Source organism: Verrucosispora sp. WMMC514 (assembly GCF_027497295.1).
GTDB lineage: Bacteria > Actinomycetota > Actinomycetes > Mycobacteriales > Micromonosporaceae > Micromonospora > Micromonospora palythoicola.
Map to the genome: position 1 here is coordinate 3,145,868 of NZ_CP114906.1, position 25,667 is coordinate 3,171,534.

At 71.3% G+C, this 25,667-nt stretch carries 20 protein-coding genes; 8 read left to right on the plus strand and 12 right to left on the minus strand.

Annotation, left to right across the window (positions count from 1 at the left end):
* Positions 1-116: 116 nt before the first annotated feature.
* Both O7597_RS14245 and O7597_RS14250 read left to right on the plus strand, forming a co-directional pair.
* Positions 117-2,084, plus strand: a complete 1,968-nt coding sequence (locus tag O7597_RS14245; protein ID WP_269740138.1) for an ATP-binding cassette domain-containing protein — start codon at positions 117-119, stop codon at positions 2,082-2,084.
* A 142-nt stretch (positions 2,085-2,226) separates the two neighbouring features.
* The gene (locus O7597_RS14250; RefSeq protein WP_269740137.1) at positions 2,227-3,327 is read left to right on the plus strand and encodes an L-dopachrome tautomerase-related protein; all 1,101 of its coding nucleotides are present in this window, start codon (positions 2,227-2,229) and stop codon (positions 3,325-3,327) included.
* Between the two features lie 66 nt (positions 3,328-3,393).
* Here the strand turns inward: O7597_RS14250 and O7597_RS14255 are convergent, their stop codons facing one another.
* Genes O7597_RS14255 through O7597_RS14265 form a run of 3 tightly spaced genes read right to left on the minus strand, consistent with a single transcriptional unit; the run spans position 3,394 to position 5,833 of the window.
* Positions 3,394-4,017, minus strand: coding sequence for a copper resistance CopC family protein (locus O7597_RS14255; protein ID WP_269740136.1), 624 nt, complete (start codon positions 4,015-4,017; stop codon positions 3,394-3,396).
* 17 nt (positions 4,018-4,034) lie between these two features.
* Complete coding sequence (locus O7597_RS14260) at positions 4,035-5,234, minus strand: Dyp-type peroxidase (protein ID WP_269742666.1); 1,200 nt, start codon at positions 5,232-5,234, stop codon at positions 4,035-4,037.
* Between the two features lie 17 nt (positions 5,235-5,251).
* Positions 5,252-5,833: a copper chaperone PCu(A)C gene (locus O7597_RS14265; RefSeq protein ID WP_281583253.1), complete on the minus strand. Its 582-nt coding sequence runs from the start codon at positions 5,831-5,833 to the stop codon at positions 5,252-5,254.
* 129 nt (positions 5,834-5,962) lie between these two features.
* Here O7597_RS14265 and O7597_RS14270 point away from each other — a divergent pair, with 129 nt between their 5' ends.
* Complete coding sequence (locus O7597_RS14270) at positions 5,963-6,784, plus strand: AraC family transcriptional regulator (protein ID WP_281582925.1); 822 nt, start codon at positions 5,963-5,965, stop codon at positions 6,782-6,784.
* On the opposite strand, the gene O7597_RS14275 is transcribed toward O7597_RS14270, so the two are convergent.
* Together O7597_RS14275 and O7597_RS14280 are read right to left on the minus strand one after the other, a co-directional pair.
* Complete coding sequence (locus O7597_RS14275; RefSeq protein ID WP_281582926.1) at positions 6,759-7,190, minus strand: DUF2000 domain-containing protein; 432 nt, start codon at positions 7,188-7,190, stop codon at positions 6,759-6,761. The two genes, O7597_RS14270 and O7597_RS14275, sit on opposite strands and share 26 nt — an antisense overlap.
* 61 nt (positions 7,191-7,251) lie before the next feature.
* Positions 7,252-9,303, minus strand: coding sequence for a copper-translocating P-type ATPase (locus O7597_RS14280; RefSeq protein WP_281582927.1), 2,052 nt, complete (start codon positions 9,301-9,303; stop codon positions 7,252-7,254).
* A gap of 325 nt (positions 9,304-9,628) precedes the next feature.
* Between O7597_RS14280 and O7597_RS14285 the strand changes: the two genes are divergently transcribed.
* Genes O7597_RS14285 through O7597_RS14295 form a run of 3 tightly spaced genes read left to right on the plus strand, consistent with a single transcriptional unit; the run spans position 9,629 to position 13,760 of the window.
* Positions 9,629-12,130 carry a nitrate- and nitrite sensing domain-containing protein gene (locus O7597_RS14285; RefSeq protein WP_281582928.1) on the plus strand — a complete coding sequence of 834 codons (2,502 nt, stop codon included), beginning with the start codon at positions 9,629-9,631 and terminating at the stop codon, positions 12,128-12,130.
* A gap of 38 nt (positions 12,131-12,168) precedes the next feature.
* A complete protein-coding gene (locus O7597_RS14290) occupies positions 12,169-12,573 on the plus strand; it encodes a roadblock/LC7 domain-containing protein (protein WP_099847772.1) in 405 nt (134 codons plus the stop codon).
* Complete coding sequence (locus O7597_RS14295) at positions 12,570-13,760, plus strand: ABC transporter substrate-binding protein (protein ID WP_269740131.1); 1,191 nt, start codon at positions 12,570-12,572, stop codon at positions 13,758-13,760. Before O7597_RS14290 ends, O7597_RS14295 begins: the two co-directional genes overlap by 4 nt.
* A 61-nt stretch (positions 13,761-13,821) precedes the next feature.
* On the opposite strand, the gene O7597_RS14300 is transcribed toward O7597_RS14295, so the two are convergent.
* Positions 13,822-15,912: a cellulase family glycosylhydrolase gene (locus O7597_RS14300; RefSeq protein ID WP_348650802.1), complete on the minus strand. Its 2,091-nt coding sequence runs from the start codon at positions 15,910-15,912 to the stop codon at positions 13,822-13,824.
* 497 nt (positions 15,913-16,409) lie between these two features.
* Here O7597_RS14300 and O7597_RS14305 point away from each other — a divergent pair, with 497 nt between their 5' ends.
* Positions 16,410-17,468 (plus strand): LacI family DNA-binding transcriptional regulator, encoded by a 1,059-nt coding sequence (locus O7597_RS14305; RefSeq protein WP_281582929.1) that lies wholly within the window; start codon positions 16,410-16,412, stop codon positions 17,466-17,468.
* Positions 17,469-17,479: 11 nt separating this feature from the next.
* Here O7597_RS14305 and O7597_RS14310 read toward each other — a convergent pair whose 3' ends face one another.
* From O7597_RS14310 to O7597_RS14335, 6 genes are all read right to left on the minus strand, one after another.
* Positions 17,480-18,505: a polyprenyl synthetase family protein gene (locus O7597_RS14310; protein ID WP_281582930.1), complete on the minus strand. Its 1,026-nt coding sequence runs from the start codon at positions 18,503-18,505 to the stop codon at positions 17,480-17,482.
* Between the two features lie 13 nt (positions 18,506-18,518).
* A complete protein-coding gene (locus tag O7597_RS14315) occupies positions 18,519-18,935 on the minus strand; it encodes a hypothetical protein (protein WP_269740128.1) in 417 nt (138 codons plus the stop codon).
* 101 nt (positions 18,936-19,036) lie between these two features.
* Positions 19,037-20,326, minus strand: coding sequence for a GAF domain-containing protein (locus O7597_RS14320; protein WP_281582931.1), 1,290 nt, complete (start codon positions 20,324-20,326; stop codon positions 19,037-19,039).
* 150 nt (positions 20,327-20,476) lie between these two features.
* Positions 20,477-21,499, minus strand: coding sequence for a sporulation-delaying protein SdpB family protein (locus tag O7597_RS14325; RefSeq protein WP_269740126.1), 1,023 nt, complete (start codon positions 21,497-21,499; stop codon positions 20,477-20,479).
* Positions 21,493-22,062 carry an SdpA family antimicrobial peptide system protein gene (locus O7597_RS14330; protein WP_269740125.1) on the minus strand — a complete coding sequence of 190 codons (570 nt, stop codon included), beginning with the start codon at positions 22,060-22,062 and terminating at the stop codon, positions 21,493-21,495. The genes O7597_RS14325 and O7597_RS14330 overlap by 7 nt, the downstream gene beginning before the upstream one ends.
* A gap of 58 nt (positions 22,063-22,120) precedes the next feature.
* Positions 22,121-22,792: a hypothetical protein gene (locus O7597_RS14335; protein WP_281582932.1), complete on the minus strand. Its 672-nt coding sequence runs from the start codon at positions 22,790-22,792 to the stop codon at positions 22,121-22,123.
* Positions 22,793-22,933: 141 nt separating this feature from the next.
* Between O7597_RS14335 and O7597_RS14340 the strand changes: the two genes are divergently transcribed.
* Positions 22,934-25,621, plus strand: coding sequence for a LuxR family transcriptional regulator (locus tag O7597_RS14340; RefSeq protein WP_281582933.1), 2,688 nt, complete (start codon positions 22,934-22,936; stop codon positions 25,619-25,621).
* Positions 25,622-25,667 lie beyond the last annotated feature (46 nt).

Genomic DNA, 25,667 nt, shown 5'->3' on the forward strand with positions numbered 1-25,667 from the left:
TATAGGTAGCTGGTCGAATGCTCCCGGCTACGACTGGCGGCCGTCCCGCTCCGTGCCACGGTGCCACCGTCCGGCCGGAAGACGGCGGCCACGTGTCCCCGACCAGGAGGTGTGCCATGGCCGCCACGTCGACCCGGCGTCGTGACCGAGCGGAGCAGGCCGGGTCGACGGCCGGGGAGTCGGTGCTCCCCGAGATGCGGGCAATGTGGTGGGAGACGGGCATGCGGGCGCGGACGCAGGCCGGTCTGCTCGCCGTCTTCGCCGAACTGCCCCGGCTGATCTGGGCGGCCCTGCGGATCAGCTGGCGGGCCGACCGGCTGCGCACCTCGGTGGTCGCCGTGGCGACGGTCGGTGCCGGCGTGATGTCGGCGTTCGGGCTGCTCGCGACGCAGCGGGTGCTGGTCGAGTTGTTCGCCGGTGGGCCGACCGGGGAGAAGGTGGTGGCCGCGCTGCCGGCGCTCGCGGTGCTGGCCGCCGCGACGGCGACGCGCTCCGGCATGGCGATCGCCACCGGTTACGCGCTGAACGGGTTGACGCCCAGGGTCAGCCGGGAGGTGGAGCGCGGGCTGTTCGAGGTGACCACGGCCGTGCGACTGGAGGCCTTCGACGCGGACGCCTTCGCCGACGACATGGAGCGGGCCTCCCGGGGCACCGACTCCGCCGTGGATCTGGTGCCCGCCTCGATGAACCTGCTCGCTGGTCTGGTGGGGGTGGTCGCGGTGACCGTGGCCGTCGTGGTGATCCATCCGCTGCTGCTGCCGGCGCTGCTGGTCGCGACCGTGCCGAACGCGTGGGCGTCGCTGCGGGCAGGGCACCTGCGGTACCAGACCTACATCGCCGGCTCGGTGCGGCGACGTCGGATGTGGTTGCTGCACCGGCTGATGGCCGAACGGGCGTCGGCACCGGAACTGCGCTCGTACGGACTGCGCCGGTTCCTGCTGGACCAGTACGACCGGGTGATGGCGGTGGAGACCGACATCGAGCTGGCCCTGGCGCGTCGGGTGACCACGACGGTCACGGTGGGCTCGATGATCGGGGGCGTCGCCACCGCCGTGGTCTACGTGCTGCTCGGCCTGCTGCTCATCGACGGGCAGATCCCGCTCGCGGCGGCGGCGACCTGTGTGATCGCGGTGCAGGCGGCGCAACGTTCGCTGGGCGTGGTGACCTTCCAGATGGACCGCGTCTACACCGAGGGCCAGCACTTCCGCGACTACACGGGGTTCATGACCCGCGCCGCCACCTACCTGCCGGAGCAGGCGGTGGTGACGGCACCCGACCGGCTGCGGGTGCTGACCGTGGAGGCGGTGAGCCTGCGTTACCCGGATCGCGACGTCCCGGCGGTGGATCGTGTGACGTTGACCGTGGAGGCGGGGCAGACGGTGGCCTTCGTCGGGGAGAACGGTTCCGGCAAGAGCAGCCTGGCCGCGATGATCGCGGCCCTGCGCACGCCCAGCGACGGGGTGATCCGTTGGAACGGGCGGCCCCTGTCCGAGCTGGACCGCGACGAGCTGCGTGGTCGCATCGCCGTGGTCACCCAGGAGTACCACAAGTGGCCGTTCACCGCCGCCACGAACATCGCCATCGGGGACATCGACACCGAGGCCCGGCAGGACCGGATCGAGGCCGCCGCCGCCCGGGCGGTCGCCGACGAGATGATCCGCGAGCTGCCGCACGGGTACGAGACGCTGCTCGACCGCACGTTCGCCAAGGGGCAGGACCTCTCCGGCGGCCAGTGGCAGCGGATCACCGCTGCTCGTGGTTTCCTCCGCGACGCCGAGCTGCTGGTGATGGACGAGCCGTCCTCGGCACTCGATCCGCGGGCCGAGGACGCGCTGTTCCAGGCCATCCGCGACCGGCGCGGCCGGGCCACCACCATCCTGATCACGCACCGGCTGGCCAACGTCCGGCACGCCGACCGGATCTTCGTGCTGCATCACGGTCGTCTGATCGAGCAGGGCACCCACGACGAACTCGTCGCCGCCGGTGGTCGGTACGCCGACCTGTTCACCCTCCAGGCCGCCGGCTACGCGGACACGGACCGCCCACCCGCGCCCCGGCAACGTCCGCACCCGGCCGCCGGCTGACCCCCGGCCCCGCAGGCCGGGCGGAGCAGCCGCACGGTCACGTTTGCCTCGTCCGACGACGGGAACGGGGATTGCACCGGTCGCGTCCGGTGAGACCCGGGCACGGGTCGGGCGAAACGTGACCCGACGGCAGGAGCAGCGGATGAGCGAGCCCGTGTCCGACGAGCCCGTCGGCGAGCTGGAACTGGTGCACGCCTTCACCGGGCCCATGCCCACCGGCGTCAGCGTGTCGCACACCGGCCGGATCTTCGTCAACTTTCCCCGCTGGGGCGACGAGGTGCCCGCCACCGTGGTCGAGCTGCGCGACGGCGCCGAGGTGCCGTACCCGGACGAGCGGTGGAACCGGCCGGCCGGCGACGACGACCCGGGTGCCTTCGTCTCGGTGCAGAGCGTCGTGGTGGACCCCGTCGACCGGCTCTGGGTGCTCGACACCGGCAGCCCGATGTTCCAACCGACGCGACCGGGCGGCCCCAAACTGGTCCGGATCGACCTGGGCAGCGACACCGTCGCCCAGGTGATCACCTTTCCGCCGGACGTGGCGCTGCCCACCACGTACCTCAACGACGTGCGCTTCGACCTGCGGCGCGGCGCGGCGGGCCTCGCGTACCTCACCGACTCCGCGGTCGCCGGGCCGAACGGGATCATCGTGGTCGACCTGGCCACCGGGACCTCCTGGCGACGGCTGCACGACCATCGGTCGACCAAGGCGGAGCCACTGTCCCGTTTCCGGCCGGTGGTGGAGGGCAGGCCGCTGCTGCAACGACCGGCCGACGGGCCGCCGGGTCCGTTGACGATCGGCGCGGACGGGATAGCCATCTCCGCCGACGGTGCCCGGCTGCACTACTGTCCGTTGGCCTCGCGCCAGTGGTACAGCATCGCCACCGACGGGCTCGCCGACGTCTCGGCCAGCGCGGACGAGGTCGCCGCGACGGTGATCCACGAGGGCGACAAGGGCACCGGCTCCGACGGCCTGGAGGCCGACGACGCCGGGCGGATCTACCTCACCGCGTACGAGCACAACGCGGTGCTGCGGCGACGTCCGGACGGCGAGTACGAGACGGTCGTCCACGACCCTCGGCTGCTCTGGCCGGACACCCTGTCGGTGGCGGTGGACGGGCACCTCTACGTCACCGCGAACCAGTTGCACCGGCAGCCGAGTTTCCAGCGGGGCCGGGATCTACGCCGCAAGCCGTACGCGCTGTTCCGGACCCGGATCGACGCCGGACCGGTGCTGCTGCGCTGAGCCCGCCCGGGTCGCCTCCGATAGGCCCGGTGCGGCCTCACCGTGCCGGGTCGCCTCCGGTAGGGCTCACCGCGCCGGGTCGCCTCCGGCGGCGGACCGGCGTCGCAGCAGGAGCACCGCCGCGGCGGCCACCAGGGCCAGCACGATCCCGCCGCCGGCCAGCAGTGCCGTCGTGCCGGGACCGTCGGAGGAGTCACTCGCGACCGGACTGGTCGAGGCGGTCGGTTCGGCGCTCGGGGTCGCCGACGGGGTCGGTGCCGGCTCGCTCGTCGGCGGGCTGGGGCTCGGTTCGGCGGTGGCCGTCGGGTCGGCGACGGTGAATGTGTACGACCCCTGCACCGGATGTCCGTCTCTGGAGACCACCCGGTACGCGACGGTGTAGACGCCGTTGGCCAGCGGCGGCTCGATGGTGACCGTGCCCTTGGTGCCGCTGACCTCCGGCTCGCCGGTGGTCACCTGCTGCTTGTCGGCGTCGCTGAGGGTGATCGTGGTGAACGACGGGTTCAGCTTCTGCAGGAACTCCAGGGTGATCCTGGTCGGTGCCTTCTTCAGCGTGGCGTCCTGTGCGGGAGTGGCCTTGCGCAGCACGTTGTGGGCGTACGCCGGGGAGACCGGCCCGAGCAGCAGAGCGGTGGCGGCCAGCGCGGCGGCGAGGGCGGCGGCGAGGGGCCGATGCGGGTGGCGGGACATGACGGTCATTCTCCTCGTCAGTCGAGCAGTTGCTGACCGACCCAACCACCTTCCGGGCAGCCGGGCGGGACGGCGAAGACGGCGGAGCCGATCGGGGTGGTCCACTCGTTGAGCAGATCACGCTCGGCGAGCCGCCGCTGGATGGGCAGGAACTGGGTGGCGATGTCGGCCTGGTACGCCGCGAAGATCAGCCCACTGTCCGCCGTTCCGTCGGCGGCGGGCACGCCGTCGTAGTTGTAGGGACGGCGCAGGATCCGGAACCGGTCGTCGGTGACGTGCGCCCGGGTGAGGTGGGAGAAGTCCGGGATGACCGTGAGCCCGTCGGCGCCGAGGGCGGCGAAGTCGGGCTCGTCGTGTTCGCGTGTGCCGGTCAGCGGGGCACCGGTGTCCAGCCGCCGCCCCACGGCCAGTTCCCGGTCGGTGCGACCGAGCAGGTCCCACGTCTCCAGGTTCATGCTGATCCGCCGCACCACCAGGGTGGTGCTGTCACGCAGCCAGTCCGGCCCGTCGGCGACCCAGACCGCCGTCTCCACCGGTACGCCGGGCTTCGGGTTGGCGGTGCCGTCGAGTTGGCCGAAGAGGTTGCGTTGGGTCCGGCCCGGCTCGGCGCCGGCCGCCCGCCGGAAGCCCTGCTGGACCCAGCGCACGGTGGCGAAGGGCCGGCTGTCCTTGACCAGGACCCGCTGGGCGTGTGCCACGGTGATCGGGTCGTCGGCGCAGATCTGCACCAGCAGGTCCCCACCGGACCAGCGGGGTTGCAGCCGGTCGATGCGGAACGCGGGCAGGTCGACCACCGAGGGCGGGCGGCGGTCGTCGAGACCGGCGGCGGCGTACAGGCCCGGGCCGAAACCGAAGGTGACCGTGAGTCGGGCCGGCAGCAGCCCCAGCTCGGGTTCGGTGTCGGCGAGCGCGGGTCGGCCCTGGGTGAGACGGGCGGCGTCGTCGGAGAGCAGTCGCAACAGCCGCCCGAGGCCGGCCCGGTCGGTGCCGGGGCGCAGGGTGAAGGCGACGAACGCGGCATGTGCCTGCGGCTCGTCGACGATCCCCGCCTGCCGTACGCCGTGGAACGGTTCGACCGCCTCGCCGACCTCCGCCACCGGCGTCCGCTCCGGCGGACGTCCCGCCGGCTCGCCGCGGGCGGCGGCCACCGCGGCGGCCCCGACCACCGTGCCACCGGCCGCCAGCGCGCCGCCGGTGAGCAGGCCGCGCCGGCTCACCGGCCGGCTGATGGGCCTCACGGTGCCGGGCTGTGGCTCGTCGGCATGTCCGGCATCGGCTCGCCATGCCCAGGGGCGTAGCTCTCCTGCGCTCCGGTGAACGGCTTGGCGACCGCGCGGAACGTCTGGGTCCGCCCGTCGGCGAAGGTGAGCGTGAAGGTCAGCTCGTCACCGGCCCGGACCGGCTTGGCGAGGTCCATCAACATCAGGTGGTCGCCGCCCGGTTCCAGCTTGTACTCGCTCTTCGCCTTGATTACCACGCCATCCTGCTTGGCCCGCATCACCATCTTCCCGTCCGCCATCGCCATCTCGTGCAGCTCCATCGGCGACACCTCGCTGGCGGCACCGGTGATCGTGACGTCGGTGTCGCTGTCGTTGACGAGCGTGGCGAACGCCGCCGTCATCCCCTCGTCGGCGGCCTTCACCCACGGATCGCGTACGCCCAGCGCGCCGGCCTCGACGGTGGACGCGCTGGCGGACGGCGTCGGGGTGGTCGACGACTCCCCGGACGACGCGCAGGCGGCCAGGGAAACGATGAGTGCGGCCCCGGTGAACAGGACAGCTGGGCGCAGGGCCCGACGGGACAGGACGATGGGCATGACGTTCCCCTCGAAGATCGATGTCATGAGGTTTGTCGTCCGGTGCGGCCCGGAAGTTCCGCCAGCGGCAGTTGCCCTGGTCACTTGCGCTCTGGTGGTGGCCGGTGGCGGAGCGGCTACAGTTTCGCCGTGTCCCGGCGACAGCAGGTACGGGCGTGGTCCCCCGCGATCGACGGGATCACCGAGGTGCTGCACGCGCGGTTCACCGACCACGCCTACCCGATGCACACCCATGACAGCTGGGCGCTGCTCGTGGTCGACGAGGGAGTCGTCCGGTACGACCTGGATCGCCACGAGCACGGCGCATTCCGGCGGGTGGTCACGCTGTTGCCGCCGAACGTGCCGCACAACGGCTCACCGGCCACCGCGCAGGGGTTCCGCAAGCGGGTGCTCTATCTCGACCCCGGGCAGTTCGACGATCGCCTGGCCGGTCGGGCGGTGGACCGGCCGACCTTCGACGACGAAGCCCTGCGGCGGCGGATCGATCTGCTGCACGCGCGGCTGGCCGAGGCGGGTGACGAGTTCGCCGCCGAGGTGCATCTCGCACTCGTTGTCGAGCGGCTGCGGGTGCGACTTGCCCGCCGCACGCCCGTGGTCACGGCGCTGCGGGATCCACGGATCGCCCGGCGGCTACGTGACCTGCTCGACGAGCGCTTCGTGGTGGGACTGACCCTGGCGGAGGCCGCCGGTCTGCTACACGCCCATCCGACCCACCTCGTGCGGGCCTTCTCCACGGCCTTCGGTATCGGTCCGCACCAGTATCTGATCTCCCGACGGGTGGACCTGGCCCGTCGACTGCTGCGCGAGGGGGTACCGCCCCGGGAGGCGGCCGCCACGGCCGGCTTCCACGACCAGCCGCATCTGAGTCGGCACTTCAAGCGGATCCTCGGCTTCAATCCCGGTCAGTACACCCGCAATCGCGGGGTCACGGGTGCATCCGGGCACCCTTGAAGATCTTGTCCACCACGTTCTTCGGGCCGTACACGGCCAGCCCGGTGAGGTCGAGGTGGTCGCGGCCGACGGCGCGCACGGCCGCCCGGTTGTCCCGGTCGTTGCCGGTCCGGAACAGGTCCGAGGTGAAGACGGCCAGCGGCAGCCCACGGGCCACGGCGCGCTGGTGGGCGGCGGTCACCGTCTCCTTCGTACCGGCGAACACCAGCACCGGCTGCCGGAACATGGGCAGGTAGGGCGTGTCGTCGGCGTCGGCGTACGGCTGGCCGATCACCTCGGGCACGGCCTGACCGATGCCGCTGACCAGGAACGCGGTCATGTTCAGTCGCTGCCAGGTCGGCAGGTCGTCGCGGAGCAGGACTGCGATCCTGGTGTCGAAGCGTACGGGCTCGGTGGTGGTTTCCATGTTGCCGAGTCTGGGCCGGCCGCCGTGCCGGGGTCTTGTACGAAGCTGCCCTGTTCGGTGTTCAATCCGCTGCGCGCAACTCGACCCGGCGCAGCAGTTGGGCGTTGAGCGCGACCACGATGGTGGAGGCCGACATCAACACGGCGGCGACCGCCGGGCTCAGCGCCACGCCGGCCCAGGCCAGGACCCCGGCGGCGAGTGGCAGCGCGACCACGTTGTAGCCGGCGGCCCAGGCCAGGTTCTGGAGCATCTTCCGGTAGGTGGCCCGGGACAACCGGATCACGCCGCTCACGCCGCGCGGGTCGGAGGAGGCGAGCACCACTCCGGCGGACTCGATGGCCACGTCGGTGCCGGCGCCGATCGCGATGCCCACGTTCGCCCGGGCCAGGGCAGGTGCGTCGTTGACCCCGTCGCCCACCATGGCGACCCGCAGCCCGCGCCGCTGCAGTCCCGTCACGGTGTCGTCCTTCTCCGCCGGTAGCACCTCGGCGAAGACCTCGTCCTCCCCGGTACGGAATCCGAGGTCGGCGGCGACCGCCTCGGCGACCGGCCGCGCGTCCCCGGTGATCATCACGATCTTCCGGATGCCCTGCTCCCGAAGGTCGGCGATGGCCTGCCGGGCCTCCGGTCGAACCTGGTCGGCCAACGCGAGGGCACCGAGGACGCCAGCGTGGTCGTCGTGGAGCCGCAGCAGGTAGAGCACTGCCGCGCCGCGACGTGACCAGTCGTGCCGCTGCTCGTCGAGGTCGTCCGGCACGGCGACGTCGAGTTCCCGTAGCAGCGCCGGGCCGCCGACGGCGTAGGTCACCCCGTCCACCTCGGCGCGTACCCCACGGCCGGTCATCGAGTGGAAGCCGGTGGCCACCCGCCGGTGGTCCTGGTCGGCGGCGGCGGTCACGATCGCCCGGGCGAGGGGGTGCTCGCTGTCGGCCTCCACCGCCGCCGCGATGGCGAGTACCTCCCGTTCGGTCGAGCCACTGGTGGCGGCGACGTCGGTGAGGACGTGCTCGCCCCGGGTCAGGGTGCCGGTCTTGTCGAACAGCACCGTGTCGACCGTGCGCATCCGCTCCAGGGCCAACCGGTCCTTGACCAGGATTCCGCCCTTCGTGGCGACCGCCGTGGACAGCGCGATGACCAGCGGAATGGCCAGCCCGAGCGCGTGCGGGCAGGCGATGACCAGCACGGTCACCGTCCGTACGACCGCTTGGTCCACATTGCCGAGCAGCGACCAGACCGCGAGGGTGAGCACGGCGGTCGCGGTGGCGATGTAGAACAGCCAGGCGGCGAACCGGTCGGCCAGCACCTGCGCCCGGCCGCTGGACTGCTGGGCCTCGCTCACCAGCCGTTGGATGCCGGCCAGCGCGGTGTCCTCCCCGACCGCCTCGATGCGCACCCGTAGCGCCGCGTCGGTGGCCACCGTGCCGGCCACCACCCGGTCGCCGGTGGAGCGGGCCACCGGCCGGGACTCACCCGTGATCATCGACTCGTCCATCTCGGCGCGACCGTCGACCACGGTGCCGTCGGCCGGCACCCGAGCACCCGGACGGACCAGGACCACGTCACCGACGCCCAGTTCGGTCACCGGCACCCGTTGCGGTGCCCCGTCCGAGTCGAGCCGCTCGGCGTCGTCTGGCAGCAGCGCGGCGAGCGCCGACAGGGCACCCCGGGCCTGGCCGATCGCCTTCATCTCCTGCCAGTGACCGAGCAGCATGATGGTCACCAGCGCCGCGAGTTCCCACCAGAAGTCCAGGTCGAAGGCGCCGAACGAGGTGGCCAGCGACGCCACGTAGGCGACCGTGATCGCCATCGCGATCAGCAGCATCATGCCCGGCGCCCGGTCCCGGACCTCGCGCACCGCCCCTTGGAGGAAGGGCCAGCCGCCGTAGCCGAAGACCACCGTGCCGAGCACCGGCCCGACCAGACCGATTCCGGAAAAGTCGAGTTCGTAGCCGAGCCAGTCCATCACCATGTGGCTGGTGGCCACGATCGGCACGGTCAGCGCCAGGCTGAGCCAGAACTTGCGGCGGAACGCCGCCGGATCGTGCCCGGCGTGCTTGTCGTGCCCGCCGTGCCCGTGCTGTTTCGGGTGGTGCTGGGTGTCGCCGTGGGACATGTCATCGCCTCCCGACCCTCACCATATACCCCCTGGGGGTATTTGCCACCTCTATAACAAGATCAATACAGATCTGGCCTCGCCCTTTCCTCCATTGGTCCACGACGATTGGCCGAACAAGTTTCGCTGTCGTGCTTCCGGTTCATGTCCGAGACGTCAGTCAACCCGTCGGCGGGCGATAAGGGATCTAGAGGTGAACCGATACATCGTGGTAGGAATGGCGCTCTGACGTGGGCAGGCATGCCCACCCTCCACCATGTAGCCGGCGTGGACGCCGGTTCCTGCTGAGATCAACGTCGATGAGGCAAGGGGGCGGAGTACGCCGGTGACACGTGCTACAGCGGCAGCCGCGGTGCGTACCCATGCCGAAGCGCGCCGGGGGTGGCTGGCCCGGGGCAGCATCGTCCGCCTACTACGGCTGCTGGTCGCCGTACCCCTGATCGCCGTGGTGGCGTTCGCCGGCCTGGCCCTTGAGGGCACCGTCCGGCAGGTGCTCAACGCGGGCACCGTGCACGACGTCGTCACACTGTCCACCCAGGCTGGTGCGCTGGCCCGCGCCCTGCAGGCCGAACGGGTGGTCGCGGCGGTCGAAGTGACCACCCAGAGTCAGGCCGCCAGCGCCACCTTCGACGACCAGGTGGCGAAGACCGACGCCGAGATCGTCGAGTTCCAACGACGCCGGGCCGAGGTGTCGGCCGAGAACTCGGCCCTGCAACGGATCGACGCCGGTCTGACGGCGCTCGGCTCGGTACGCGAGCAGGTCCGGTCGAGCCCGCGGGCCACCCTGTCCGCGATCGCCTTCAGCTACCGGATCCTCGTCGCGGACCTGCTCACCTTCCGCGCGTCGGTGGCCACCGACACCTCGACAAACATCGCCGACGACGTCCGGGCCGCGGTGGCGGTCTCCGAGGCGGGTGAGGCGATCGGTCAGCTTCAGGTGATCGTGCTGCGCAGCCTCGCCGGAGGCGAACTGACCCCGGCCGGGCAGCAGGAGATCGTCGGTGCCCAGGCCCGGTATGCCGAGGCCACCAACGCCTTCCTGGCCCTCGCCGAACCAGGGTGGGCGGCCAGCTGGGAGCAGATCGGCACCGATCCTCAGGTCGTCGCCGCACAACGGCTCCAGGATCAGGTGGGCCGGACGCTTCCCGGCGGACGGCTCACCGTCGACGCGGAGGACTGGGTCGAGGCCACGGACGGCTGGGTCAGCCAGATGTTCCGGATCCAGAGCGACGTGGATGCCGCCGTCGCCGACCGGGTGTCGACCGAGCGGGGGCAACTGCTGCGTGACGCGCTGCTCCAGGGCGTCGGCATCTTCCTGGTCCTGGCGCTCACCGCCGTCCTCACCGGTGTGGTGGCGCGCCGGATCACCCGCCGGCTGCGGTCCCTGCGCAACACGGTGACCAAGGTGGCGTACGACCGGCTTCCGGCCGTCGTCCGGGAACTCAGCGCGGCCCCACCGGGCAGCGTGCAGCCCAACGAGGTGGCGGACCGATCCGTCTCGGAGTTCCGGATCACCGGTTCCGACGAGATCGCCGAGGTCGCCACCGCGACCCGGGCCCTGCACCGGGAGGCGGTCCGGATCGCCGGCGAGCAGGCGGTGATGCGAGCCAACATCGCGGAGATCTTCGTCCACCTGTCCCGACGTGAGCAGCGGCTGGTGGACGCGATGCTCGCCCAGGTCGACGACGTGGAACGCGACGAGGCCGACCCCGAACGTCTCCAGCAGCTGTACCAACTGGACCATCTCGCGACCCGGATGGCCCGGATCAACCAGAGCCTGCTGGTGCTCGGTGGTTCCGGCATCTCCCGGGTACGTCAGGAACCGGTCCCGCTCGACCACGTGATCCAGGCCGCGCTGTCCCAGATCGAGCACTACACCCGGGTCCGGATCGGCACGGTGGACAAGGAGCTGGCGATCGCCGGCAACGCGGTTGACGAGATCGTGCACCTGGTCGCCGAACTGCTGGACAACGCGACCGGGTACTCCCCGCCGGAGGCGGAGGTGCTGGTCACCGGGCACGCGCTCTCGGACCGGGCCATCGTGCAGGTGGTGGACCAGGGTGTCGGGCTGTCCCCGCAGCGGTGCGCGCAGTTGAACGCGGCGCTCGCCAACCCGGCGTCGGTCGACGTGTCGGGAGTGCGGGCCATGGGTCTGTCCGTGGTCGCCCGGCTCGCCGCCCGGCATGGGGTGCGGGTCGAGCTGCGGCCCGGACCGACGGGCGGCACGGTAGCCGAGATCACGCTGCCGGCACCGATCGTGGTACGCCGGCCGGCGCAGCAGCTGCCGCCGGCGGAGCCCGAACTGGGCCGAGGCCGACCCTCCGCCGCCGGGAGACGTCCGGCCGTGGCCTCGACGAGCCGCGCCACCGTCCCGGTGGCCGGTCCCGACAACCAGGTGCCGAGCGCCGGGCGGATCCCGGCCGGTGTCGGCACGGCGGGCGCGGTACGGGCGAGCGCGCCGGCACCGAACGGCTCGGTCGCCCCACCGGTGCCCGCACCGCTGTTCCAGCCAGCAGCCCAGCCACAGCCCATCGGGGTCGGGTCGCCGACCGGGCCGACGGTGAACGGCTGGTTCAAGACCGCTTTCGACGGCGACTCGGTGGCCGTCATCTGGCCGGTCGACGACGGTGAGAAGTGGGCGACCGCCACTCCAGCGCCCGCCACGCAGGTCGGTCTGCCGCGCCGGGTCCCGCAGCCGCACCTCGTACCCGAGGCACAGCAACCAAGCGCGGACCCGCGGCGGAAGCTGGACCCGGCCGCCGTGTCGGCGGCGATGTCGGCCTACGCCAAGGGCGTCGCCGGACGCCGGTCCACCACCTCCTTCTGACGCTGACCGTCCACCCCTCCCCGATCTGGAGCGACGTCGTGACAAGCCCGAACGACCTGAGCTGGCTGTTGCAGAACTTCGTGAACCGTACTCCTGAGGTCAGTCATGCCCTCGCCATCTCCACCGACGGGCTGGTCCTGGCGCACAACCACAGCCTGCCCCGGGACCGGGCGGATCAGCTCGCCGCCACCGGCAGCGGACTGATAGCCCTGCTCGTCGGGGCTGCCCGGTTCTTCCAGGCGGGCTCGGTGATCTCCAATGTGACCCAGATGGACGGCGGCTTCATGTTCTGCATGTCGTTCAGCGACGGGGCCTCGCTGCTCGTGCTGGCGTCCCCGGTCTGCGACGTGGGTCAGGTCTCGTACGAGATGACCGACCTGGCGAACCGGATGGGTGAGGTGCTGACCCCGGCGGTGCGGTCCCAGTTGCTGGGGATGCTGTGAACGCCAGCCACCCCACCCGTCGGCTCGTCGCGGCCCTGCTGACCGGCGTGCTGGTCGCCGCCACCACCGCCTGTGACGGCGGATCGGAGCCGCAACGTCAGACCATCCGGATCGGGATGATCACCGCCCTGGCCGGGTCGCTCGAGGCACCCGGCTCCGAGCTGCGCGACGGCTTCCAGCTCTATCTGGACATGCGCGGCCGGCAGTTGGGCGGCCACCCGGCCGAGCTGATCGTCGCCGACGAGGGATACGAACGCGACGTGACGGTCGAGTCCGCCACGAAACTGCTGGAGCAGGATCGCGTCTCGGCTATCACCGGCATCATCAACGGCGGCAGCGTGGCGGCCATCCTGCCGCTCATCGACAAGCACCAGGTTCCGCTCGTCGGTGCCCTGGGGCGGCCGGCGCTGACCGACGTGACGTACATCTGGCACACCAACCTGATCTCCGTGGAGCCGGGCGTGGCCATGGCGCCGTTCGTCAAGCAGGAGGTGGGGCAGGGCCGGGTCTATGCCATCGGGCCGGACTTCCAGAGCGGTCGCGACGAGTTGCGCGGCTTCGTCGACACGTTCACCGACCTCGGTGGCCGGCTGGCCAACCCCGGCGGCAAGGCCGTCTTCAGCCCGTTCCCGGTCACCGAGGACTTCGGGCCGTACCTGGACGAGATCGCCGAGTCCGGCGCCGACGCGGTCTACTGCTTCTTCGACGCGCAGAACGCCATCACCTTCGTCAAGCAGTTCGCCGCATCCCCCGTCGCCGACCTGCCGCTCTACGCGGCGGGCTTCGTGACCGAGCCGGCGAGCCTGGTCGAGCAGGGCGACGCGGCCGAGGGTATCTACAACGGCCTGAACTACTCGCCCGACCTCGACAACGCGGCCAACCGGGAATTCGTCGCCGCCTGGAACGCGGCCTACCCGGGGCGGGTACCCACCTCGATCGTGATGGCGTCGTACGACGCGGCGGCCGTACTGGACCGGGCCATCGCCGCAGCGGGTGTGAACCCCACCCCGGAGCAGATCAACGCCGCGATCGCCGGCCTCGGGCAGCTCAACAGCCCCCGTGGGCCCTGGCAGTTCGCGAAGTCCACCCACGCGCCGATCCAGAAGTGGTATCTGCGCCAGGTCCGCCGCGACGGCCGGGCACTGACGAACGTGGTCGTCTCGGAACTTGCCACCCTCGGCGGCTGAACCCGGCGGTGCCCGTCGTGGCCGGTGCGGACGTACCCGCACCGGCCACGTCGCATCATGGTCAGGCCGGACTGCCGGTGATCGTGCTGCCGGACTTCGTCAGGCGGTAGGTGATCTGAGTGCCGCTCCAGAAGTGGAAGGTGAGCGTCACGGCGCCGTCGTTGACCTCGGCGAAGAATTCGGGTGTCAGGAAGATGGTGTTGGCGCCGTAGTCGGGCCGGAAGCTGCTCCAGAACTCCTTGTAGGTGGTCCAGTTGGCCGGTCCGGCGGCGCTGCCGTCGGCGTACTCGGCCTCCATGGTGGCGAGCTGGTCACCGCGGAACTGGGTGGGGATGGTGAGGCCGCTGGTCGTACCGTTGGCTGCGGTCTGGGTCGGCGGGTCGTAGCTGATGATGCTGATCTGCCACGGCACGCCGCTGGTGAAGCGGGCCTCGATGGTGGCGTTGACGCCGGTGGCCCGGTTGCCGACCAACCGGGTGACGGCCGTCCGGGTCAGCGTGAGCGTGCTGCCGGAGACGGTGTAGTCGGTGCCGTTCGTCAGTCGGGTGCCGCCGTGCCAGAGGCTCTGGAACGAGGTGCCGTTCAGGTTGAGGGTGAGTGACCTGCTGGTGATGCCGCCCGTGCGGGGTACGTAGATCTGATCGGTGGACGCGGTGGCGGAGCGGGTCGTCAGGCTCGCCTTCATCAGTTCGTAGATGCCCTGGTCCCGCCAGCGCAGCTCCGGCCGGTGCAGGAACGAACCCGCGTCCCACAGCATGGTGGTGAGCTGCCGGATGCGGGCGTGATGGCCGACCGCCTCGAAGAACTTCAGCAGCTCACCCCGTTGGATGATCCCGGGCCGGGTGTAGTCGTAGCTGAGCAGGGCCCACTCACCGATGATGACCGGGATGCCCCGGGACACGAACGTGTTGTACGCCCGGTCGAAGCTGCCGATGATGTCCTGCTCGACGTTGCTGTCGTAGCGGGTACCGCCGGCGATGTTGACGCTGAACGGCCACCAGCCGTAGAAGTGGATGGTGGCGACGAGGTTGGGGTCGTCGAGTTCGTCGAACGTGGCCAGCAACGCGTCCATCCGGGCCTGCTCGCCGCTGGTGTGCAGGGTGGGCAGCACCAGCAGGCGGGTGGCGTTGGCTCCGCCGGACCGGCGTACCAGGCGGACGAATTCCAGGTTCAACTCGTGCAGCACCTGGTCGCTCTCGGCGTCACCCGATGTGCCGGCGAACTGCGGCTCGTTGATGCTCTCGAACACCAGCTTCGCCGAGTGGTCGCGGAACGCGGTGGCGAGCTGGCTCCACAGCGCCTGGTAGCGGCTCATCACGTTCGTGTGGTCGGTCGGATAGCTGTTGATCCACTGCCACGAGTCGTGATGCAGGTTGATCATCACGTAGAGGTCCTCCGCGAGGGACCAGTCGACGATCTCGCGGACCCGGTTCAGCCAGGTCGGGTCGATGGTGTAGTCCGGCGCCGGCCCGTGGTGGTTGCTCCAGGTGATCGGGAGGCGGATGCTCCGGTACCCCTGTGCACGGATGTGGCGCAGCATCTCCCGGGTGGTCAACGGGTTGCCCCAGGCGGTCTCGTCCGGGATGGCGTCGAGGGTGTTGCCCAGGTTCCAGCCAGGCTGCATCGCCGCCACCATCTCCATCCGGTTCCCCGGCGGTGGGGTGGCCGTCGGCGTGACCGACGGTGACGTGGTGGGGGAGAGGCTGGGCGTCGGCGAGGGACCGACGCCTCCGGTGCAGGCGACATCGTTCAACGTGAACGAGGTCGGTGCGGTGTTGCTCCCGGTCCAGGACCCGTTGAAGCCGAAGGAGACCGCGGCGTTCGTGCCGATGGCGGCGTTGTAGCTCATGTTCGTCGCGGTGACCTGGCTACCCGACGCGGTGACCGTCGCGTTCCAGGCCTGGGTGACCCGCTGGCCGGAGGGGAACGTCCACGCCAGCTTCCAGCCGTTGATCGGATCGCCGAGATTCGTCACGTTCACGTTCGCGGTGAAGCCGCCCGGCCACTGGGACGAGACCTCGTACGCCACCCGGCAGCCGGCCGCCGCCTGGGCGCTGCCGGTCACCATCGTCCCTGCCATCATCAGCGCGGTCACCGCCCCGGCGACCATGCCGGCACGCCAGGGGGTCCTTCGTCTGTTCTTCGAGCTCATCAGCAACTCCTCGCCATAGTGGCGCCCGTGTCGTGGACCGGCCGCTCCGCCGGTTCGTGCTTGTCGGCGGACGGGCTGCCAGCACAGGGCATGGCGTACGAAGACATGGGCCTTCGAGCCGTCACGGCCGGGAATGCGCGGCGATTGACGTACCGATGGGTTGCCCGGCCGCGCGCAACGAAGGGTGAGAGACATGCGGACGCTGCCCTGACGTCCGCGACGAGCCCTGGAACTCCCGCGCGGAAACTTTCGGCCTCATGGCCTGGAAAGTTTCCGCGCGAAACGTTACAACTTTCTTCGATCGCCGTCAATGAGAATGCCTGTCGCCGCGGCCCGGGATCGGGGCGATCACGGCGCCGTATGCCTGGCGGCGCCACCCCCGGCATCGCACTGAACGGTTATCCTTGCGCCCGGAAACGAGGAGGCGGCCCCGGCCGTCCGGCGATGGCCGACGCGGTCCGGCACGGCCGCCAGGGACCGGTGAGAAGGTGGCCAGGTTGACGCGCGCCGAGCCGAGCGAGCCCGCTGACCTGAAGCCGCAGCTCGGCGATCCGTTGCGGCCGGTGACGATCGCCGCGATCGCGGAGTCCGCCGGCGTCTCGGTACCGACCGTTTCCAAGGTCATAAATGGCCGGTCCGGCGTGGCGGCACAGACCCGGGCCCGCGTCGAGGCCGCGATCAGCCGGCACGGCTACCGCCGGTCGTCGCCGTCCGCCCGATCCAACATGATGGAACTGGTCTTCGACGAGATCGAGGACATGTGGGGCGTGCAGATCATCCGTGGGGTGGAGCGCGTCGCCCGGCAGCACGGTGTGGGAGTCATCCTGACCGAGTTCGGGCCGCACCGCAGCGCGATCCGGTACTGGATCGACGACACTCTTTCCCGCCGCCCGGACTGCCTGGTGACTGTGGCGCAGTTGGACGAGGAGCAGCGTCACCAACTGCGCGCTCGGGGCATCCCGTTCGTGGTCTTCGACCCCACCGTCGAACTGCCGGACGATGTTCCGTTCGTGGGGGCGACGAACTGGGCCGGTGGCCGGTCCGCGGCCCGTCACCTGATCGGACTGGGCCACCGACGGATCGCGATGATCGCCGCGCCGGAACCGATCCTGTGCTGCCGGGCCCGGCTGGACGGATACCGCTCCGCGTGCGACGCCGCCGGCCTGAGCGGGGAGCAGTCCTTGATCGTCCGTGCCGAACTGTCCCGAGCGGGTGGCGAGGCGGCCACGTTCGACCTGCTGAACCGGCCCGATCGTCCGACGGCGATCTTCGCGGCCAACGACCTGCAGGCGTTCGGCGTCTACCAGGCGGCACGGCAGCTGGGACTGCGGATCCCGACCGATCTGAGCGTGGTCGGCTTCGACGATCTGCCCCTGGCGGACCTGGTCGATCCGCCGCTGACCACCGTTCACCAGCCACTGACCGAGATGGCCGTCACCGCCACCGAGCTGGCACTGGCGCTCGGTCGCGGGGAGCGGGCACCGCAGGTCGGCCTGGAGTTGGGTACGTCCCTCACGGTCCGGCAGAGCACGGCACCGCCCGGGACGTCAGATTGAGTATCCGTTCGCTACCGGCTGCGTTCCACGACGTACTCGGGTAGGCCGAGCAGGAACCGTCCGTCCTCGGTCTCGGCCGCCGGCCCCAACGCCCGCCGTCCTTCCCGATAAGCGGCGGCGGCCAGGTCGCGGGCGCTGCGGCGGGCGGACTCGACGCAGTCGTAGGCGAGCAGCCGCCCGTGCAACCACCGAACCTCGGCGGCCGTGCGCTGCGTCCGGGTCCGGCGCAGGAACTCCAGCAGCCGCTCGCGTTCGGCGCCGGTGCAGCGCCGCATGAAGTCGATGAGGATCAGCGTCCGCTTGCCCTCCCAGAGATCGCCAGCGATCTCCTTGCCGTAGCGGGCGAAGTCCCCCACGAGGTTGAGCGCGTCGTCCTGGATCTGGAACGCGGCACCCAGATACCAGCCGTAGCGGTCGAGCACGTCGATCGCGTCCTGCTGACCGGTGGCGACGAGGATGCCGGTACGGCACGGGTAGATGCAGGTGTACCAGGAGGTCTTCTTCAGGCACATCCGGTAGTAGTCGTCCGCGTCGAGGTCGCACACGTTGTCCCGGATCCAGCCGACCTCGATGGCCTGCCCCTCCAACGAGTGACGCAGCATGAGCTGGGTCTCCTCGAACAGCCGCCACGCGATCCCCGAGCCGAGGGCCCGACGGTTGGCGGCGAGCCGTTGCAACGCGAGCAGGTTCGTCATGTTGCCCACGTTGAGGGCGACACCGACCCCGTACTCGCCGTGCAGGGTCTGCGCTCCGCGCCGCTGCTCGCTCTCGTCCTGGATGTCGTCATGGATCAGGAACGCGTTGTGGAACAGTTCCACCGTCACCGCCGCGTTGAGCCCCACCGACGGAGCGCCACCGAAGGCCCGGCAGGCGGCGAGGCAGAGGGCGGCCCGCAGCCCCTTGCCCCACCGCCGCGGATACTCGCTGACCAGGTCATAGAGGTAGTGCGGTCCGCCCGACGGCACACCCGCGAGGAGCGCGTCGATCGCGAGGACGCGATAGCGCTCCAGCATCTGGGTGACATGACCGCCGGTCACGCCGGTGGTCCGGCTACCTGTCCGAGGGCCTGGGCTGCTGCCTGGCCTCCGGCGTGAGCCGGTCGACCAGACCGTTCGCCATGTCCGGCACCAACCGCGCGAGGTTGAGCACGCCGTCGAGGGCGTCGTGCGCGTCCGACGTGTACCGGCGGATCACCTCACCACGCCGGTCGTCGGAGGTCTTCAACTGCGCGACCACGGTGTCGATGAGCGCGTGCCCGTCGGTGCGGACCCGCGTCACCAACTCGTCGAACGCCTCCGGGTCCACCCGGCGGTCGGCGCTCAGCTTCTCTTCCAGCCGCCGCGCGCTGGCAATGCCCGCCGCGAGTTCCTCCTCCAGCACGCTGGCCGCATGGGTCACCGTCTCGGAGGTCTCCTCGGCCACCTTCTCGAAACGCTCGTCGCTGCGCTCACGCCCACTGCTCTCCATGAAAGGAGTGTTGGCGACCCGGAACCCGGTCGGGTAGGGGTGTGTCGAAATGGTGACTCAGAGTAGTTCGAGTCCTGGCCGTGCGGCCTGATACCCGGCGGTCAGCGGTTGAGGTACGCGGCCAGGCCGCCGAGTTCCTCGCTGGCGATGAAGACCGTCCGCACGTTGAGGATGGCTTCCTCGACATGGCGGGGACAGCCCCACGCCGAGTCGCCCCACGAATCGGCGATCTTGATCTCGGCCGGTGCGGTGCACTCCTGGGTGCCGCCGAGTTGACAGGTCTCCGGGTGTGGGGTGGTGGCCTGCGCAGCCGCGGCGGCACGCATCTGCGTATTCAGTTCAGCGGCGGCGCTGGCGCGCTGCTCGGCCTCGGCACGAAGCTCCCGCTCCGCGCGTACCGCCTTGGCGAGGTCGTCACGGGCTGCCTTCGCGCGCGTCTCGGCGGCGAGTTTCGCCTGCTCGATGTGGTGCCGCTCGATGGCAAGTGCGGCAGTGCCAGCGAAGACCCGGGCGAGGGCCAAGTCGGTGTCCTGCGGCACGCGCGGAGTGCGGTGGTACATGGCGAAGGTGCCCAGCAGGCTGCCGTCGCGAGCCAGGATCGGGGTGGACCAGCAGGCGGCCAGTCCGGCCCGCCCGGCCAGGTCGCGGAAGTCGGCCCAGAAGGGATCGACGGCGATGTCGGTGACGATCACCGATTCCCGCCGGTGCGCGGCGGTGCCGCAGGATCCGACGCCCTCACCGGTGGCGATCCCGTCGATGGCCTCGTTGTAGAAGTCGGGGAGGCTGGGCGCGGCACCATGACGCAGGTGCCGACCGTCGGGGTCGGCGAGCAGCACGGAAACGAGCATCTCCTGCGGCGCGAGCTTCTCGATGCAGCGCGCCATCCCGTCGAGCACCTCGGTCAGCGGTGCCTGTCGGGCGATCTGCTCCAACATGGCCCGGTGCTCGGCCATCAGCCGCTGAGCCTGCTTGACCTGGGTGGTCTCCACACCGATCACGCGGATGCCGAACACGGTGCCGTCGGCGTCCCGGCGCGGCTCGTAGGTGAAGTCGAAGTACGCCTCCCGCGCGTGCGGCCCGGTGCCCAGCACGACCCGGGCGTCCCGGCCGGTGTAGGGCTCACCCGTGCGGTAGACCTCGTCGAGCAGGTCGACGAAGCCCTGCGCGGCCAGTTCGGGCAGCACCTCCACGAGCGGTACGCCGGTGCGGGCCCGTTGTTCGCCGACAGCGGCGACGAACGCCGGATTGGCCGCCTCCACCCGGTGCTCCGGCCCCGCGAGCGCCGCGAAGACGGCAATGGACTCCCCGAACAGCGTCCGCAGATCCTCCGCTGCCTGGCCGGTGCCCGGCGGATCCGCGGCAACGGGCAGTTCACCTGGTAGCGCCGTCATGATGTCGGGTCGCCTTTCATCTGCCAGTGCCGAGGAACGTCGGTGTGCACCCGTCGGGAACGGTGACCGGTCCGAGGTCGCCGATGCAGCGTACCGGCAGTCGATGCGGCCTGCGCGGAGCTGCATCAGGACCTCGTACGGGAACCGTGTTCAGTGCGTCGGCTGGCCCACCAGGACCGGTTCGTCCTTCTTCGGCCGCTTGGTCGACTCCACAACCACGTCCGGGGCATCCTCGCCCGGCTGCTGGGCGCCCCGGTGACCGACCAGGTTCCGCACCGCCCGCCAGGAGCCAGGCAGGTTCGCCCCCATCGGCACGAGCAACAGCACCTGCGCCGCCAGCATGGCCAGCGAGAAGCTCCACAATCCCATCAACACCGCGATGCCGACGTGCAGCAGCACACCGAACGGCAGCAGCCACCACCGTACGGCCGGACGCAGCAGCAGGCTGACGGCCAGGGCGAACTCGATCACCAGCGGAGTCCAGGTCAGCAGAGCGACCGGCACCGGCCGGGTCACCAGCGCGTCCGTCACCGGTTGCAACCAGCCGGGGGCGCCGAAGCTGTGATGGTTGAGCCAGTAGTACATCACCGTGCCGTCGGCCCACTCCGGCTTGCTGAGCTTGGCCACCGACGCCTGGAAGTAGATGCCGGCGACCTGGAGACGGATCGCGAAGAGCAGGACCACCGCCGTGGCGACCAGCACCACGCCCCGACCGCCGGGGCGCACCACCCGGTCCGCCGGGGGCGCCGGCTGCCAGTGCCACTGGCGCGGGTCGGCCAGCAGGACCGGTACCAGCAGCAGGGTGAGTACCTGGTTGACCTGCTCGCCGCCGTCCGGGATGGACACACTGGTGCTCACGCTGAAGGCGATCCACCAGTGCGGCAGAGCGGTGAACCGGGGTCGCCACCCGCTCGCCACCACCAGCAGTACCGCCACACACGCCCACCGCACCAGGTTCGCGTGCTCCGGCCCGGCCAGACAGAAGGCGCCGATGTCGGACAGGCCGGTGCAGTGCGGCCCCGGTCCCCGGCTGAGAAGTGGCGTGAACAGCGCGTCGGCGTCAGTGAACACAAGCGTCGCGGCGGTCGCGGTGGCGAGCAGCGTACGGGCGAGCCCCAGCCAGGACCCCCAGGGCACCGCGACGGAAATGCTCGACGGGCGGCTGGTCAGCATGACACCTCCAGGCGAACGACGTGGGTGTACCGGAACTCGCCGGCGACCAGGTCCCGGTACGCCCACGGCACCGGCTCGGTACGGGCGATGACGACCGGGCCGCAGACCGAGGGCGTGTCGTCGCCGCTGCGGACCGGTGCGGCCGGTGTCGACATCGCCTCGACGAGGCAGGCGGCTGTCGGTTGCCGGCACTGCTGCCAGACCGATCCGGGGATCCGGGAGACCACAATGGCCAGTTCGGTGGCCTGCGCTCGGGCGGACCGGTCGAGCCCGAAGGCGTAGCGTGGCTCGGCGTACGCGGCGGTGGTGATGTCGTCCAACCGGCCGTCGGGCCGGATCGCGTGGACGGAGAGGTCGGGGGAGCGGGGCGACTTGGTGAAGAACGCCCACCCCTGCGGCAGGAGCGCCCGGAACGCCGGGGCGGCCTGCTGCTGGCCGGGCAGCGTGACCGCGTTGCCCGGTAGGAACGTCTGCAGGTCGAACAGAGCGACCAGGCCCACCAGCAGCCCGATCCAGACCACCGGGCGGCGGGGTACGACCACCTGGTTCCGGTTGTCCGCCATGTCATCTCCTCGCGGAAGAAGGGGCGCGGGTGGGCACGGGAGTCCCACCCGCACCGGTTCAGATGGTGCGCAGCTCGGTGGCGAACAGGGCCATGAGCCGTTCGGTCTCCAGGTCGCGGCCGCCCAGGGGCCGCTCCCGGCTGTCGAGGAACGCCACCACGACGAGTACGGCGGCCACCGTGACCGCCACGGCCAGGGACACCGCGACGGTTCCGACGTTCACCACCGCGACGGCGGTTTCCACCATGAACGCCGTGTCGGTGTCCTCTTCGTCGTCATCGCTGAACAGGATCGGCCGATCTCCCAACGCCGCCTCCAACGCCGAGCCGGCTTCGGTCAGCGCGGCCTCGACCTGGTACGGATCGCCGCTGCGCATGCCGGTGGAGAAGCTGGCGAGCAGTCCGGGCTGGGCCGCCTCGGCCTGCTCGATCAGCCGGGTCACCGCCTGCACCGCCTCGGCAGACCGGTTCTTGCGCAGGTTCTCGGCGTCCATGGAGACGTACGGCAGGCGCTCCAGTTTCTGGCCCACCTCGCCCTGCAGGAAGAAGACACCACGCATCAGCGCCGCGCCGTCCGCCGTCGTACCCACGGTCGGCGTCGCCGCAGCGCCTGCCGAGGCCCGGTCCTCGGTCGGGCGGGCGTTGGCCACGCCCTGCCCCGCGATCCCGGACACCACCAACGACATCACGAGCGCCGGCGCCATCAGTCGGCGCCATCGATTTCTGGGCACTCAGTTCTCCTCACCCTCGCCTGTTGCTGGGAGTTCCGCCGGGGCGGCGGAACCCGGCACATGGTGGCGGGCAGGTACCGGCAGGAGCATTGGGGAAAGCCCTTACGTAGATCACCCGTCCGGGTCACCTATCGTGAGCGAATGTCCATGTTGGTGGGACGGGACGACGACTTCGCTGCGGTCCGTGCCGGTCTGGCCGGGCTCGTGCCGGGGCAGCCGACGATCGTCGAGATCACCGGTGATCCCGGTGCCGGAAAGACGGCCTTCCTGACCCACCTGCTCCGGCAACTGCCGAGCGTGTTCCATGTCGACCTGACCGCCCACCGGTGGACGCCCGCGGCTCTCGCCCGCCTCGGCCGGCTCAGTCGGGCCCGTCCCGTCGTCGCCGTCCTCGACGACGCCCACCGGGCCGAGCCGGCGCTGGCCGCCCTGCGGCACCTGCTGGTGGACACACCACCCCCCGGACGGCTGGCCGTGCTCTGCGCCTACCGGCCGCGACAGGCACCCCGAAGCCTGCTCCGCCTGGTCACGGGCACCGGCGCGGGGATACGACAACTGGCCGTGCCACTGGGCGCGCTCCCCGAGGCAGCGGCGGAGGCGTTGCTTTCGCGCGTGCTGCCGGCGACCCGGCGCGCGACGCTGGCGGCAGCCGGTGCACGACTGCCCGGGCTGCTCGCGGTCCTCGACGCGCACCCCGAACTGGTCGACGCAGACGGCACAGTCGTGCTCGAACGGGTCGTGGAACTCGGCCCGTCCCGCTGCCTGGCAGGGCTCCTCGGCCCCGAGATCGACCTGGCGGACCAGCCGACCCGGCGGATCCTGCACACCGTGGCCGTTCTCGGCGAGGCGGCCGACCCCGCCCTGGTGGCGGAGGTCGGGCAGCACGGCCGTACGACGACCGTCGAGGCGCTGGACCGGCTCGTCCGCATGGACCTGCTCCGGTACGCGGCCGACGACGCCATCCTGCGTCCGCGGCACGCCCTGGTCCGGGCGGCGGCCTACCAGGATGCTCCCACCGGCTGGCGGTCCGAAGCGCACCTGCGTGCCGACGCGGCACTGCGCCAGCGCCGTGCCGACCCGCGTACCTGCGCTTGGCACCTGTTGCGGGCCGGCGCGGCCGCCTCCCGGTTCACCCGGGTCCACGAGGTGGCCCGGGAGCTGGTGACCGTCGACCCGCCCTTGGCCGCCCGAGTGAGTCGCCTCGCGGTCACCCTGGCCCCTCCGGACGATCCGGTGGCGTTCGGTGACGCGCTGCTGACCAGGGCCCGGGCAACGGCCGCGGCCGGCGATCTCACCGGCGCACTCCGCCTCACGCAGACGGCGCTCGACGCGTCGCCCGGCCCCGAGACCCGGCTCGCCGCCGCAGTCCTGCGGGCGGACCTGGCGGATCGGCTCGGCCCCAGTGCCCCGGCGCTGGCCAGGCTGGCGCGGGAGCACACCACGACGCTGCCGCGACTACGGCCCCGGCTGTCCGTGGCGCAGGGGCGACTCGCCGCCCGAAGCGGCCGGTGGGGCGACCTGAACCCGCTGGTCACCGAGATCCGGGCGGCGACCGGAGCGGAAACGGACCCACCGTTGGCGGCGGTGGCCCGGACCACCCTCGCCGCCCGAGCCGCCGAACACGGGTCCACCGACGTCGCCGCCGGCGAGTTGCGCGTGGCCGAGGCACTCGTCGACGCCATGTCCGACCGTGCCCTCGCCGGCTGCCTCGACGTCCCGGAATGGCTGGCCTGGGTGCAGGGGGTCGTCCTGGAGAAGGAGGGCGCACTGCGACACGTCACCCGGGCGGTGGCACTGGCCCGGGAACACGGCCAGGCGCACCTGCTGCCCGGGCTCCTCGCCGGCCAGGCGCGGATCGCCGCCGGTAGCGGGCGACTGGACGAGGCGATCAGCGTGGCGATCGAGGCGGAACGGGCCGGTCGGTCGGTCGGCGCGCGGCCGGCGGTGGCGATCGCACTCACCTACCGGGCGATGGCGCTGCTCTGGCGGGCCGGACCGCAGGCCGCCGCTGCGGTCGGTGAGGAAGCCGTCCGGGAGGCCCGGCACGACCAGACCCTGCGCGACACCGCACTGGCCGTGCTGTCCCACATCCGGTTCGCTCAGGGGCGGCACACCGAGGCGCGACACCTGACCGGCACGCTCGTGCAGCCGGGCCGGGGCCGACTCAGCCGGCGGGACCTGCAGCCCAAGTGGCTCGCCGGGCACGCCGAGTTCCTGCTGGCCGGCGGCCTGCTCGACGAGGCGTACGCCTGGTCGCAGCGGGCGGAGGTCGCCGCCGCCGCGCTCGGTCTGGAGATCCGGCGGGCCGAGGCACGCCTGGCCACCGCGCAGGTGCTGCTCGCGCGCCGGGACCCGGTCAGCGCACTGACCGCCGCCCGGGAAGCCGTCCGGCTCTTCGCCGATCGGCAGGCTGACCTGTCGCTCGGCGAGGCCCATCTCGCGGTGGCCGGCTGTCTCGATGCGCTACGCGAAACCGGTTCCGCCCGGGAACACATCAACCTCGCCCGGGTGATCGCCGAACGCACGCCCTCCGAGTGGTTACGCCAGCAGGTGGTGAACGCCCAGCGCCGGCACGGAGCCGGACAGCGGCGGTGGGCCCTGATCGCCGGACCTGAGCTCACCCAGGCCGAGCGCCGGGTCGCTGCCCTGGTCGCCGAGGGCCATACCAACCGCGCCGCCGCGATGCGGCTCTACGTGACCGAACGGACCGTCGAGGCTCACCTGACCAGGGTGTACCGCAAGCTGGGGGTCAGCTCGCGGGCAGCTCTGGCCGCGCTGCTGCGCGACGGGGGCGGGACGTCGCAGGTCGGCGACCCGGAGACCGGGTGAGCCGCGGTCCAGCCGGCCGGCAATCGTGGCGGACCTGCCCTACTCT